At 68.0% G+C, this 13,334-nt stretch carries 11 protein-coding genes and 2 pseudogenes; 9 read left to right on the top strand and 4 right to left on the bottom strand.

The features are described from left to right. Positions 1-42: 42 nt before the first annotated feature. Positions 43-1,164: a SchA/CurD-like domain-containing protein gene (locus OG798_RS44890; RefSeq protein ID WP_095857588.1), complete on the bottom strand. Its 1,122-nt coding sequence runs from the start codon at positions 1,162-1,164 to the stop codon at positions 43-45. Between the two features lie 253 nt (positions 1,165-1,417). Between OG798_RS44890 and OG798_RS44885 the strand changes: the two genes are divergently transcribed. Beyond that, entirely contained in the window at positions 1,418-3,067 is a 1,650-nt protein-coding gene (locus OG798_RS44885; RefSeq protein WP_121414174.1) for an FAD-dependent oxidoreductase, read from the top strand. Positions 3,068-3,144: 77 nt separating this feature from the next. On the opposite strand, the gene OG798_RS44880 is transcribed toward OG798_RS44885, so the two are convergent. Next, positions 3,145-3,645, bottom strand: a complete 501-nt coding sequence (locus tag OG798_RS44880; protein ID WP_267063647.1) for an SRPBCC family protein — start codon at positions 3,643-3,645, stop codon at positions 3,145-3,147. A 585-nt stretch (positions 3,646-4,230) separates the two neighbouring features. On the opposite strand from OG798_RS44880, the gene OG798_RS44870 reads away from it, so the two are divergent. Further along, positions 4,231-4,704: a carboxymuconolactone decarboxylase family protein gene (locus tag OG798_RS44870; RefSeq protein ID WP_095857589.1), complete on the top strand. Its 474-nt coding sequence runs from the start codon at positions 4,231-4,233 to the stop codon at positions 4,702-4,704. 292 nt (positions 4,705-4,996) lie between these two features. Next, positions 4,997-5,740, top strand: coding sequence for a PIG-L deacetylase family protein (locus OG798_RS44865; RefSeq protein ID WP_121414175.1), 744 nt, complete (start codon positions 4,997-4,999; stop codon positions 5,738-5,740). A 155-nt stretch (positions 5,741-5,895) separates the two neighbouring features. Here OG798_RS44865 and OG798_RS44860 read toward each other — a convergent pair. Then, positions 5,896-6,081: pseudogene (locus tag OG798_RS44860) on the bottom strand (DUF5134 domain-containing protein); the annotation flags it as partial. A 15-nt stretch (positions 6,082-6,096) separates the two neighbouring features. Next, positions 6,097-6,468 (bottom strand): cupin domain-containing protein, encoded by a 372-nt coding sequence (locus OG798_RS44855; protein ID WP_257017249.1) that lies wholly within the window; start codon positions 6,466-6,468, stop codon positions 6,097-6,099. 674 nt (positions 6,469-7,142) lie between these two features. On the opposite strand from OG798_RS44855, the gene OG798_RS44850 reads away from it, so the two are divergent. From OG798_RS44850 to OG798_RS44825, 6 genes and pseudogenes are all read left to right on the top strand, one after another. Next, entirely contained in the window at positions 7,143-8,039 is an 897-nt protein-coding gene (locus OG798_RS44850) for an RNA polymerase sigma-70 factor (RefSeq protein ID WP_267063981.1), read from the top strand. Between the two features lie 186 nt (positions 8,040-8,225). After that, the gene (locus OG798_RS44845) at positions 8,226-8,729 is read left to right on the top strand and encodes an Ohr family peroxiredoxin (RefSeq protein ID WP_267063646.1); all 504 of its coding nucleotides are present in this window, start codon (positions 8,226-8,228) and stop codon (positions 8,727-8,729) included. A 206-nt stretch (positions 8,730-8,935) separates the two neighbouring features. Continuing rightward, positions 8,936-10,636 (top strand): FAD-dependent oxidoreductase, encoded by a 1,701-nt coding sequence (locus OG798_RS44840; protein WP_183127703.1) that lies wholly within the window; start codon positions 8,936-8,938, stop codon positions 10,634-10,636. A 185-nt stretch (positions 10,637-10,821) separates the two neighbouring features. Next, the gene (locus OG798_RS44835; protein WP_121414178.1) at positions 10,822-11,568 is read left to right on the top strand and encodes an SDR family oxidoreductase; all 747 of its coding nucleotides are present in this window, start codon (positions 10,822-10,824) and stop codon (positions 11,566-11,568) included. 262 nt (positions 11,569-11,830) lie between these two features. After that, positions 11,831-11,968: pseudogene (locus tag OG798_RS44830) on the top strand (YceI family protein); the annotation flags it as partial. A 77-nt stretch (positions 11,969-12,045) separates the two neighbouring features. After that, positions 12,046-13,212: an IS4 family transposase gene (locus OG798_RS44825; protein ID WP_328758923.1), complete on the top strand. Its 1,167-nt coding sequence runs from the start codon at positions 12,046-12,048 to the stop codon at positions 13,210-13,212. Positions 13,213-13,334 lie beyond the last annotated feature (122 nt).

The raw sequence follows: 13,334 nt of genomic DNA, 5'->3' as shown, positions 1-13,334 counted from the left end.
CGTCCGGGGAGGGAGGGCCGCGGACGAAGCCGCGGCCCTCTGTCAGGAATCCGCCGTGCGGTCGGTGACGGGCATCATGTCGACGTGCGACAGGAGGCGGTTGATGTTGCGTTCCGTCTCCAGCGAGCCCTCGACGCCGATCGCGGCACCGTCGAGGAGACGCTCCAGCTCCGCGGCCTTCTTCGCGCCCTTGACACCGAGCGCGGCGACGGGGTCCGCGTCCAGCTCGCCCGTCACGTCGATGAGACGCACCACGATGTCGTCACGCTGGAAGACCGTGCTCCGGTACACCGGGCTCTTCGGGTCATCCGCCGCGGCTTCATCCTGGTGGGCGAGCAACCTGGCCAGCTCCATACCGCAGCCTGGCTTGGCCGGGTAGTAGAGCGCGTGGCGGCGCAGTTCCTCGGGTGCCTTGCTGCCTGACGTCACGTGGTGCACGGACGGCAGCGCGGCCCGGGTGAAGAAGACCCGTGCCGAGTCGGGGTCCCTCAGGTCCCGGTCCTGCTCCAGGTACGGGTTGATGGCCTCCTCGACCGCCCGTACCTCGGGCTGACGGGCGACGTGACGCAGTGCCGCCATGAGGTCGCCCTCCACCTCCACCGCACGCACGACACGGTTGCCGTGCATGAAGAGGGAGGTGCGCCGCAGCCGCGTGGTGTCGTCGACCTGGGCCTGGGGGGACTCGTACCCGGCGAGGATCTCCGCGACCTTCGACTCGGTTCCCGGCTTGACGGTGAAGGTGAGGGCATGGCGTGCCACACCTTCGCCCACCCGGGCCTCGACCTGCATACCCGCCTTGGCCGACTTCTGGCCGTGCGGCTGGGCGGGGGTGGTCTCCCGAAGGATGCTGTAGCGCATCGAGCGGGTGTCCCGGACGCAGTTGTGCATCGGCCGGACCGTCTCGACGTGCTCCTCGCTGTTGACCCAGGCGAGGAAGGGCGGGGCGCTCTCCCATTCGCTGGTGATGAGCCACTGCGAGGGGTTCTCGATCGACTGGCAGAGCTGGTCGCTGAGGTGTCCGGGGACGGACGCGACCTGATTGCGCATGTGCTCGTACGCGTCGAGGAACTGCTCCTGGGCTCCTTCGTACAGGTCGAGCAGCAGGATCACCCGAAGCCTGGAGCCGTCGAACGCCGATTGCGATATACGTCCCGAATTAGTCATCCGGCACACCTCTTCTCTTCTTCACGGAAGGTCAGGAACGACCGCCGTGTCCAAAGACCGGGGTCGCCATGTGCCGATCGTTGACGCGACCCCCGAGGCGCGCGAGCCCGCCGGTGCGGACGAGTGAACTGTGTGCCATCCGGGTGCCCGGAGCGCGCGATCCTCTCCGCACAGGGCATGGAAACTGATGGCCGTTCAAAGCGGCCGGCATCCCATCCCTGACTCACCTCGCGGGTGACGCTGGAGGCAATCAATGAACCGATTGAAAGAGGCCGGCGAGGTCGGTCAGCACACGCCGGTCCTCATCGTCGGCGGCTCCCTGGTGGGCCTGTCCACCTCGCTGTTCCTTGGCCGGCTCGGTGTGCCGCACCTGCTGGTCGAACGCCATTCGGGCACCTCGATCCATCCGCGTGGGCGCGGCAACAACGTGCGCACGATGGAGCTGTTCCGGGTGGCCGGAGTGCAGCGGCGCATCGAGGAGGCCGCTTCCGTCCTGGCGGAGAACCACGGCATCATGCAGACGCCGACGCTGGTGGGCGACGCCGGTGAGTGGCTGTTCAAGGAGATCGACCCGGGCGGCGGGCTCGCCCGCTTCAGCCCCGGTGCGTGGTGCCTGTGCAGCCAGAACGACCTGGAGCCGGTGCTGCTGAAGAGCGCCCGGGAGCTGGGCGGAGACCTGCGCTTCTCCACCGAGATGCTGTCGTTCGAGCAGGACGCGCAGGGGATCACCGCGCAGCTCAAGAGCCGGGAGACGGGCGAACACAGCACCGTCCGGGCGGACTACCTGGTCGCGGCGGACGGCCCGCGCAGCCCGATCCGCGAGCGGCTCGCCATCGGGCAGAGCGGACCGGGCGACCTGTTCCACAACGTGAGCGTCACGTTCACCTCCCGGGGCCTCGCGGACGTCGTCGGCGACCGGCGCTTCATCGTCTGCTACCTGACCAACCCGGAGGCCGACGGGGCGCTCCTGCCGGTCGACAACAAGGAGCACTGGGTCTTCCACGCGCCCTGGCACCCCGAACAGGGCGAAACTTTGGAGGAGTTCACCGACGAGCGGTGCGCGGACCACATCCGACGCGCCGTGGGCGTGGCCGATCTCGATGTGCGGATCACCGGCAGGGCCGCCTGGCACGCCGCCGAGCGGGTCGCCGAGCGCTACTCGGACGGCAGGGTGTTCCTGGCCGGCGACTCGGCCCACGAGATGTCCCCCACCGGTGCGTTCGGCTCCAACACCGGAATCCAGGACGGGCACAACCTCGCCTGGAAACTGGCCGCCGTGCTGGGCGGCTGGGCGGGCCCCGGACTGCTGAAGTCCTACGACGCCGAGCGCCGCCCGGTCGCCGAGGCGACCAGCGCCCGCGCCTCGTCCCGTTCGGTCGAGCACAGCCACCCCGGGTACATCCCCGCCCCGGGAGCCGCCGGCCCCGGCGGCAAGAAGGGCGGCATCCTCAACGTGGCGCTGGCCTACCGCTATCCGCGCGGCGCGGTCCTGGGTGCCGACCAGTCGGTGCCGATCGTCCCCGACGGCCTGCGCCTGACCGGCGAGCCCGGCAGCCGGGCACCGCACATGTGGCTGAACCGCGCCGGCACCCGGGTCTCCACCCTCGACCTGTACGAGCGGTCCATGGTGCTGCTGACCTCGTCGGACAAGTGGCACAGCGCGGCGAAGGACGTCGCCCAGCGGCTGTCCGTCCCGCTCGACGCGTACCGGATCGGCAGCGGCGCCGACGCGGAGCTCTCCCCCGCGAGCGACACGGACTGGGCGGAGGTGCACGGCGTCACCGAGGACGGAGCGGTGCTGGTCCGCCCCGACGGATTCGTCGCCTGGCGCTCCGAGGGCCCCTCGGCGAGCCCCGAGACGGCACTGCGGGAGGCCCTCACGGCGATCCTGGACCGGGGCTGACGGCTCCGCTCACACCGTGATCCCGACGTCCGCGTCGGTGCAACGCGCCGGTACCCGTTCCGGGTGAGCCGAGGGTCTCACTCGGAACGGGTACCCGACCGCCGCTCCTCCTCGCGTGCGCGGCGAGCCTCCTGACCGCCGTCCAGCCATGCCTTCAGACCACGGTGTCCCCGATACGTCAGGAGATAGTGGTTGGCGCGGAACAGCGGGCGAAACGGCACCTCGAGCCGGCGGATGAGTGCCTTGCGCGCCACCATGTCCTGCTCGAGGACCGCCCGGCTGCCGGTCCCGTGCGGGCGCACGCTCCATCCCGACACACCCTCCAGGTCGCCGTCGACCACCCCGCGCAACACCCTCGACTCCGTGTCCTCGAACGCGCCGGTGATGGTGAGGTCGAGGTCGAACGGCAGCAGCGAGCGCAACAGGAACGCCCCCGACTGCTCATCGACACGGCGCGCCCGCCGCACTCCGGGCCACCACAGGGGCCAGTCGTCGACCACCCGCAGCACCGCGAACACCTCGTCCGGCGGTCGAGCGAAGTCCCACACGCTTCTGAACCGATAACGATGCAGTTCCATGAACAGCAGTGTGCGGGCGCCCGCGACGGTGGCGTGAGGGCGCGGAGACCCACGTCACTCGGCGCGCGGAAGCGCGACCCGTCACCCGGCGCCGCTCCCCGGAGACGAGGTGAGCCCCCCCAGTTGGGTGCTACGAGCCTCGGCGCCGGTGGTGGGCATGGCCGTGCGCGGCGACCACATCAACCGGGGAATGATGCGCATCCTCGACCGGCTCGAGGACACTCCCGCCCAGGTGGTCAACCCAGTCTGCGCTACCGGTGGTTCACCGACCCGGCCTCCTGGCTGCTCCGTTCCGAGAGCGACCACGCCTCGCAGAGCCGCCTGCTGGTGGCAGATCTCCATGGCGCGTACGCACGGGACGGCCATGACTCCCGCACCGCCGACTTCGTCGACCCCGACCAGTCACAGCGGCTTCTGGTGTTCACCGCGGCGGCGCGGCCGCCGACACCCATTTCCCGGGCTTCACCTGGCACGAGGGTATCCACAACCGAAAGGATGAGACTCAGGTCACACTGAGGCAGTGTCACACGTCTTCGCTCACCCCGGTCAATAGTTGTGTATCCACAACACTGCAAGGAGATCACCGTGGAATCGCGTCTCAACTTCTTCGGCCACCCTCTCGCTGGGAAGGTGCTGAAGCACATCAACTCCGCCAACAAGGTGATCGCGGACTCGACGCTGCCGGTCGCGACCCAGGAGCTGGTGAAGATCCGCGCCAGCCAGATCAACGGCTGCGGTTTCTGCACCGACATGCACACCAAGGACGCCACGCACGCCGGGGAGACCCCGCAGCGCCTCAACCTGGTCGCGGCCTGGCGGGAGGCCAAGGTGTTCACCGACGCCGAGCGCGCCGCCCTGGAGCTGACCGAGCAGGGCACCCGCATCGCCGACGCGGCCGGTGGGGTCACGGACGAGGTGTGGGAGAACGCCGCCAAGCACTTCGACGAGGACCAGCTCGCCGCGCTGGTTTCCCTCATCGCCGTCATCAACGCCTACAACCGTGTGAATGTCATCGTCCAGCAGCCGGCCGGCGACTACCAGCCCGGCCAGTTCGGCTGACGGACCTCCCGGCCGCACAGTCCGTCTCCGCGCGCCCCGACCCACGGCGCGGAGACGGCCCGCCACCACCCACGAGGGCGGGCCGTGCGGAGGACTTCGCCACCCCGCAGCCAGGGACACCATCGGCGGACGCAGTCCGATGGGTGATGTCGGGGAAGCCAACATGTCCTGTGCGGGCTGGTGGATGGACCGGGCCGGCGCTGGATCGGCGGGCCCATGGGTGGCTGACGGAACCACCTCTCGCGCCGCGGTTTTCGCACGACCACGGGAACAATCCATGAAAGCAGGCGCTGTGACCGATTCTCCTCTCGCGCAACTGCGGCCGATGCCGACCGACTGGCAACGTGCACTGGCCGTGGTGGCCCATCCTGATGATCTCGAGTACGGGTGCTCGGCCGCCGTCGCGTCCTGGATCCAGGACGGCCGTGAGATCGCCTATGTCCTCGCCACCCGCGGCGAAGCGGGCATCGACACGCTGGCACCGGCCGAGGCCGGACCGCTGAGGGAGAGGGAGCAGCGCTCCAGTGCAGCCGCCGTCGGGGTCTCCGCAGTGGAGTTCCTCGACCACCGGGACGGCACAATCGAGTACGGCATCTCCCTGCGCCGCGACATCGCCGCTGCCATCCGTCGTCACCGGCCCGAGTTGCTGATCACTCTGAACCACCATGCGACCTGGGGTTCGGGGGTCTGGAACACCCCGGATCACGTGGCCGTCGGGCGCGCCGCCCTCGACGCGGCGGCGGACGCGGGCAACCGCTGGATCTTCCCGGAACTGGCCGAACAGGAACTGCGGCCCTGGAACGGCGTGCGATGGGTCGCCGTCGCCAACTCCCCGAATCCCACCCACGCGGTACGTGCGGACCGGGGCTTCGAACAGGCAGTGCAGTCGCTGCTTCAGCATCGTGCGTACATCGAGGCATTGAGCGACGAGGATCCCGAGACGTACACGCGCCGCTTCCTGATGGACAGCACCGGCGAGCACAGTGCGCGCTTCGGCGGGAAGCCGGCCGTCGTCTTCGAATTGTTCAGCCGCTGAGCGTGGCGGAACGGCTCCTGCCGCGCCTCCAAGAGAGTGGCGGGGAGGTCAGTGTCGCTTTCCGTCCATGCCTTCCGCAACGACTCCGACGCCCCGACCGAAACGCTGAATTTGACACCGTTCCGTCCGTCGTGGCACACGTTGTTGTCAAATGGTCACACGGCCTTCAGCGCCCGTACTCCGGTGACCGCGTCGCCGGCCTTCGACCCTGTGGAGTGACCGAGGTTCGTCATCCAAGCCATTGCGGTCATGCCGACCGCATACGGCAACCTCCGTGCGACATCGGTCAGTTCGAACTGCCGGTGACGGCTCACGGCGGTCAGCGGGAACCACAGTGCGGCGGCGGCGAAGAAGGGTCAGTCGGTGGGTCGCGGGGCCCGCAGGTGGGCCCGCTGCTCCAGTTCCTCCGCATCGACCAGTTCGAGCATGGGCTTGCCCGGCGCGCACATCATGGTCACGACGAACCGGGTCCGCGCATCGGCCAGCGCGTTGCCGTCCTGGTAGTGGATCGGGTCACCACCCGGTTCCCAGAACGTCCCGCCGGCCTCGACCACGCGCTCGAGCTCGCCCTCGAGCTCGAAACGGACAGCACCCTCGATGACGTACCCGAACGCCGGCCCCGAGTGGCGGTGCGGCGGAGTTCCCGGGTCTCCGGGCTCCCACTCGACGTGAAGGGTCATCGCCGAGGCACCCTCCGGGACGGAGATCGGTGCGGCGTCCTGCAGCATCGTCACCGCCGTCTTCCACCCCTCCGACGGTGTCTGGCGGCCGGTCCCGGGCACCGAGTCCTGGTTCGACACCGTGTTGCACCTCCATGCATCCGTCACGCCATGGGATGGGCATACCGTCAGCCCGACGCGTGTCCGCGCATCCAGGTCCCATGGCCGTTTCCCACTGATGACCGGACGCACAGTGGATCTGTGAAATGAAAGACCGTATCCGACCCCCGGGAGGACCGCTCGGCTGACGGAGGTTGTCAAGCGGTGTCACAACATCGGGTCCAACGCTGTCCTAGGTGTAGAGATTCGCTGCCGGCACCGTCACCGGCCTGATCGGTTCCAGAACTGTCGCCAGGCCCCGGGACCACGGTGTCGAGGTCGTACCGGTAATCACGTGGTCCTGTCCACGTACGGCGAGGGCGTGCTTGTTGCGCCCGTGCTGATGTGACCTGTGTCGACCGACGACGTCGCCGCCGCGCTCGCTGATGTCGCCGGGCGCTGGTGCCCGAAGGTGTGCTGCGAGAGCGCAACGAGTCGTTCTGGATGGCGCGCGACAGCGGTGACCATCGCCCGAGGTCGGCAGCCACTCTCGCATCGCTTCTCGCATCGCTCAAGATCCTCCGGAGAAGACGCGCACCGCTGCGGCAGCTTGTAGCATGGTGCTGCACTTCTGGAGGACACCTATGCGCGCCCGGGATGACGCAGACTCTCTCGACCAGGCAACGAGGGAATTCATGGCGGCGCGTCCCCACCTCTTCGGCATCGCTTACCGCGTGCTGGGGAGTGTCGTGGAAGCCGAGGACATCGTCCAGGATGCGTGGGTGCGCTGGCAGAACACCAATCGTGCCGACATCGTGGAGCCGGGCGCGTTTCTGGCCACGGTCACTTCCCGTCTGGCGATCAACCTGGCCCAGTCGGCACCGAAGCGACGTGAGTCGTACATCGGGCCGTGGCTGCCGGAGCCGGTCGACACACGTGTGGATCCGCAGCTGGGTGCGGAACGAGCGGAGGCGCTCGACCTGGCGGTTCTTCACCTCATGGAGAAACTGAACCCTGTGGAACGGGCTGCCTACGTTCTGCGGGAAGCCTTCGACTACCCGTACAAGCAGATCGCGGACATGTTGGAGACGAGCGAAGCCAATACGCGCCAGTTGGTGAGCCGTGCCCGGAAACATCTGTCGGCGGAACGCAAGGAGCCCGTGAGTCCTGCCGCTCACCGGCGGCTCCTGGAGGTGTTCCTCTCCGCAGCGCAGACCGGCAACCTGTCGGTCCTCGAGGACGTTCTCACCGAGGACGTGGTCAGCTACAGCGACGGCGGAGGGATTCGCGGAGCATCCAAGATTCCGGTCGTCGGACGTTCTCATGTCTCCAAATACCTCGCCGCCTTCGCCCCACGCCTCTGGCCTCAGGCGGACGTTCGCTGGGTGGAGGCCAACGGCATGCCGGCCGTCCTTGTCTCGGCCGATGGACACAGCGTTGCTCTGCTGTGCGTCGATGTGTCGGAGCGCGGCATCGAACGCCTCATGTGGGTCATGAATCCGGCGAAACTGGATCCCTACGTGGCCTCGCTGGACAGCTGAGGCAACTCGGCGAACGATGCTGCGCCGGGGCTGCCCGCAGGCGTCACAAGAGGAGTGACTTGCCGGTCAACTCGTTGTCCGGAATCGCGGATTCTCTGAGACGCGAAGGTAGCTCACCACCATGACGCTTTCCGCAGTTGCTCCTCCCCGCCCGCCCGTGTCCTGGAGCACTGACGGAGCCGCGCGGTGAACGACCCGTTCCGGTTGCCCGGTCTGTCCACCGACAAGGACTTCGAGGGCGATGCCTTTGCGCCCCTCTACACCACGACGGTGACGGTGAGCGGGGGGCCAGCGGCTCATGGCCGAGCCTCCGGGAGGGCCCGCTCGGACGACGGAGTCCTGGATCTCGACCTGCGTATGCCTGCCGAGCTGGGCGGAGACGGCCACGGAACGAATCCCGAGCAGTTGTTCGCCGCCGGCTTCGCCGCCTGCTTCCATGGCGCCGTCACTCTCCTGGCACGACAGGCCACGCTCGACCCCACCCCGATCTCCGTCGAGGCGACCGTGGCGTTCGGGCGGGATCCGGAAGACGGCGGCTACGTACTGCATGTCGACCTGGTGGTCACATGGCCTGACATCGATCCCGAGGTCGCCGCTCCGGTTCTCGAGAAGGCAGATTCGCTGTGCCCCTACGCGAGGATGACACGGCAGGGAACGCCGACCACCATCACGCTGGCTTCCTGGCGTTGATGTGACCCATGGCGTTGTGACAGCCGCCGCGCGTTCTGATGGGCGACCGTTTCGATGCGCCTCAGACGTACCTCTGGACCGCGTCCTGCCGTGACACCCCGATGGCGGCGAGCGTGTCACAGATACCTCGGCGGCCCGGTCGTAGTGAGTGACAACCTTGGCGATCGGAGTGAACCGTGGCTATCACCGAACAACGTCTTGCCACCATGGTGCTGGTGATCGGCACCGGAGGAGCCGGGCTGCGAGCGGCGATCGAGCTGGCCGAGGCCGGCGTCGACGTCCTGGCGGTCGGCAAGCGTCCCAAGGAGGACGCCCACACCGCGCTCGCCGCCGGGGGAATCAACGCGGCCCTGGCCACCATGGATCCCGAGGACAGCTGGCAGCAGCACGCCGCCGACACTCTCAAGGAGAGCTACCTGCTGGCCGACCCTCGCACCGTCGAGATCGTCACCCAGGGCGCCGCCCGAGGCATCGACGACCTGGACCGCTACGGCATGGCCTTCGCCCGGGAAGAGGACGGACGGATCTCCCAGCGCTTCTTCGGCGCGCACAAGTTCCGGCGGACCGCCTTCGCCGGTGACTACACCGGTCTGGAGATCCAGCGCACGCTGATCAGGCGGGCGGACCAGCTCGGCATTCCGGTGCTCGACGGCGTCTACATCACCCGGCTCCTCGTACACGACGGCGCTGTCTTCGGCGCCTACGGGTTCGACCTCGCGACCGGGAAGCGCTACCTGATCCACGCGGACGCGGTCATTCTTGCCGCGGGCGGCCATACGCGTATCTGGCGGCGTACCTCCTCGCGGCGCGACGAGAACACGGGCGATTCCTTCCGCCTGGCGGTGGAGGCCGGAGCCCGTCTGCGCGACGCCGAGCTGGTGCAGTTCCATCCTTCAGGGATCATCGAGCCGGAGAACGCGGCCGGAACACTGGTCAGCGAGGCCGCCCGGGGTGAGGGCGGGATCCTGCGCAACGCGCTCGGGGAACGGTTCATGAGCCGTTACGACCCCGTCAGGATGGAGCTGTCCACCCGCGACCGCGTGGCGCTGGCCTCCTACACGGAGATCAAGGAAGGGCGCGGCACACCCAAGGGAGGCGTGTGGCTCGACGTCTCGCACCTGCCACGGCAGACGATCATGACGCGGCTGCCCCGGGTCTACCAGACGCTTCTGGACCTGCAGATGCTGGACATCACCCGCGAACCGATCGAGATCGCACCCACCGCGCACTACTCGATGGGCGGGGTGTGGGTGCGTCCCGAGGACCACAGCACCGATGTGCGTGGCCTGTACGCCATCGGTGAGGCGTCGAGCGGGCTGCACGGCGCCAATCGCCTCGGCGGGAACAGTCTCATCGAGCTGCTGGTCTTCGGGCGCATCACGGGCCGGGCGGCGGCCGCCTACTCTCAGTCGCTGACCGCACAGCCACGGTCGGCGTCGGCCGTCGCGGAGGCCCGCGCGGAGATCGACGACCTTCTCGCCGCCGACGGGCCGGAGAACGTCCGTGCCCTGCAGCGCGCCATCCGCAACACCATGACCGAGCATGCGGGAGTCGTACGCGACGAAGAGGGCCTGCGTGCCGGTCTGGCGGAGCTCTCGGTGATCGAGAAGAGGATGGCGGACATCGGCGTCCACCCGGACATCGCCGGCTATCAGGACCTCGCGCACACCTTTGATCTCAAATCCGCCGCCCTGGCGGCCCGGGCCACTCTCGAGGCGGCGCTGGAACGTCGTGAGACGCGTGGCTGTCACAACCGCAGCGACTACCCCGAACAGGATCCCGCACTGCAGGTCAATCTCGTGTGGTCCCCGACGACGGGCATCACTCGCGAAAGCATTCCGGCCGTCCCGGACGAGATTTCCGCGCTGATGGAAGAGGTCTCGACCGACGGAAAGCTTGCCGAATGACCTGCCTCGTGCAACCGGGCAACTGAGGGCTGATAGGAGGAATCTTCTCGATTCGTCCGAACCAGCTGTCACAAAGAGAGCCACTTCCCTGTCTCTTCTGATGCAGACGAAATTTGTACGGGTGCCGGTGAGCAGCTCGTCACAGGGTGCGCGCCGCACCAGGAAATCTTCCGAGAGGATCCGTCATGAAGGTCGTAGTGATCGGTGGAACCGGGCTCATCGGCTCGCAACTGGTCGGCAAGCTCAACGAGAACGGGCACGACGCGGTCGCAGCCTCGCCCAACACCGGTGTCAACACCCTGACGGGCGAGGGTCTGGCCGAGGTCCTGGAGGGTGCCTCGGTCGTCGTCGACGTGTCCAACTCGCCCTCCTTCGAGGACGAGGCCGTCATGGACTTCTTCCGCACCTCCACGGCCAACCTCCTGAAGGCGGAGACCGACGCGGGCGTGCAGCACCACGTGGCGCTGTCCGTGGTCGGTACCGAGCGTCTCCAGGACAGCGGCTACTTCCGCGCCAAGCAGGTCCAGGAGGAGCTGATCAAGGCGTCCGGCACCCCCTACTCCATCGTCCACGCCACCCAGTTCTTCGAGTTCATGAAGGGGATCGCCGACTCGGCCACCGACGGCGACACCGTGCGTCTTGCCCCCGGCAAGATCCAGCCCATCTACTCCGGCGACGTGGCCGCTGCCGTCGGCCGCACCGCCGTCGGCGCTCCGGTCAACGGCATGGTGGAGGTCGCGGGCCCCGACGCGTTCCAGCTCGACGAGTTCATCCGCACGGGGCTCGCCGCCACGAACGACCCCCGCGCAGTGGTCACGGACGCACACGCGACGTACTGGGGTGTCCAGCTGGAGGAGACCACGCTTCTGCCGGGCCCCGACGCGCACATCGCCGAAACCCGTTTCACCGACTGGCTCGCACAGCAGCAGTAAGTCCCGCGGGTGGCCCCTGTCAGCAGGCGGGGGCCACCTCTTCTCTCCGGCCACGGGTCACGAGCCCGGCCTTCGCGTTCACGACGGGCAACATTTCACTCAAGCAGAGTTCTTGGAATCCGCTGCAGGGCCGCAGCGCGCCGGAATTGACCCCCGCCCGAGATTTGTACGTGAACGAGCCGACTCGACATGTCGAGTCGCGGGGAAATCGCCGCTCCCAAATTCACCGCCTTCGAGGGGCTCCTCCTCGACTCGGCGTCCTTCCCCCACGTTGCGACGTTCCGACTGGGGACTGGACCGGAACACGGCACTGGCCGGAGGCGGGGTCCTGATCAGCGACAAGGTGAAGCTGACGCTTGACGTCTCCGCTGACCGGCTGGAGCAGACAGACACCGCCTAGGGCCAATGCCGTTGCCTTTGCTGTAGGCGTACTGTGCTTGGCAGTTCGTCCCGGGGGTGGTTCGGGTGGCTGCGAGTGTGTCTGACTTATCGGGTCTCGGTCTGTTGACCTGGGTGTATCCGCCAGGCTTGGTGGACCGGGTGGTGGCGGCGTGCGGTCGTGCCGAGCGGCGTCAGCGACTGCTTCCCGCGCGGCTGGTGGTGTACTTCGTGCTGGCGTTGGCCCTGTTCTCACCTGCCCCGTATCTGGAAGTGATGCGCCATCTCGTCGAGGGCTTGCGGGGCTCGGGGCTGCTGGGCAACTGGCGTGTTCCGGCGAAGTCCTCACTGTTCAGGGCCCGGCAGCGGCTGGGCTCCGAGCCGCTGCGGGTGCTGTTCGCCACGACCGCGAAGCCCATGGCGACCGAGGCGACGCCCGGCGCGTTCTGGCGGGGCTTGCGGCTGCTCGCCGTCGACGGCACGTGCTGGGACGTCGCGGACAGTGAAGCCAACGAGACTGCCTTCGGACGTCCGGGCAGTGGCCGCGGGTCGGGCAGGAGCGCGTTTCCGCAAGTGCGAATGGCAGCTCTGGTGGAGATCGGCAGCCATGCGGTGCTGGACGCGGAACTGGCCGGCTGCCGCACCGGGGAAGTCACTCTGGTAGGCCGCCTACCACGTTCGACCGGCCCAGGTCAGCTGATCCTGGCCGACCGTGAGTTCCTTGGCGTCGCGTTGTGGCAGGCGTTCACAGCCACCGGCGCCGACCTGCTGTGGCGGGTGCCCGCCAACCGCGTCCTGCCCGTCACCAAACAGTTCCGCGACGGGTCATGGCTCTCACACATCAGAGCGAGCAGCGGCCCGGCCCGCAAGGAGCCGGTTGTGGTCCGTGTCCTGGCCTACCGGCTCAAGGACCGGGCCGGTGAGGGTGAGACCGACGGCTATCGCCTGGTCACCAGCCTGCTGGACGCCCGACGCTATCCTGCCCGGCAGATGGCCGCGCTCTACCGCGAACGCTGGGAGATCGAGTCCGTCTTCGCCGAGATCAAGACCCATCAGCGTGGCGCACGCGTCGTGCTCAGCAGTAAAACACCCGACGGTGTTCACCAGCAGATCTGGGCACACCTGCTGGTCCACCACGCTCTGCGGGAACTCATGCTGAGAACGGCTGCCACCCGTGGCCTGGACCCTGACCGGGTCTCCTTCACCGAAACCCTGCGCTCTGCCCGGCGCAGCGTGACCGTCACGCCGGGCAGTTTTTCCCCCTGACCTCCTGGTCAGAGCACTGGTGATGCTCGAGCAGGACCTCCTGGAACGGCTCCTGCCCGTCAGACGCCTCCGCAGCCAGCCCCGCGTGGTGAAACGCAAGATGTCCAACTACCACCTCAAGC

This window comes from Streptomyces sp. NBC_00271, assembly GCF_036178845.1.
GTDB lineage: Bacteria > Actinomycetota > Actinomycetes > Streptomycetales > Streptomycetaceae > Streptomyces.
The sequence above is the reverse complement of the archived record's forward strand: the minus strand, read 5'-3'. Positions and strand labels throughout refer to the sequence as shown.

Bases quoted from the DNA above. Each gene is read 5' to 3' on its own strand.
- OG798_RS44850 (WP_267063981.1), top strand. From the start codon at position 7,143: ATGCGCGCCCGGGATGACGCAGACTCTCTCGACCAGGCAACGAGGGAA.
- OG798_RS44880 (WP_267063647.1), bottom strand. From the start codon at position 3,645: ATGGAACTGCATCGTTATCGGTTCAGAAGCGTGTGGGACTTCGCTCGA.
- OG798_RS44855 (WP_257017249.1), bottom strand. From the start codon at position 6,468: ATGCTGCAGGACGCCGCACCGATCTCCGTCCCGGAGGGTGCCTCGGCG.
- OG798_RS44890 (WP_095857588.1), bottom strand. From the start codon at position 1,164: ATGACTAATTCGGGACGTATATCGCAATCGGCGTTCGACGGCTCCAGG.
- OG798_RS44885 (WP_121414174.1), top strand. From the start codon at position 1,418: ATGAACCGATTGAAAGAGGCCGGCGAGGTCGGTCAGCACACGCCGGTC.
- OG798_RS44840 (WP_183127703.1), top strand. From the start codon at position 8,936: ATGGTGCTGGTGATCGGCACCGGAGGAGCCGGGCTGCGAGCGGCGATC.
- OG798_RS44835 (WP_121414178.1), top strand. From the start codon at position 10,822: ATGAAGGTCGTAGTGATCGGTGGAACCGGGCTCATCGGCTCGCAACTG.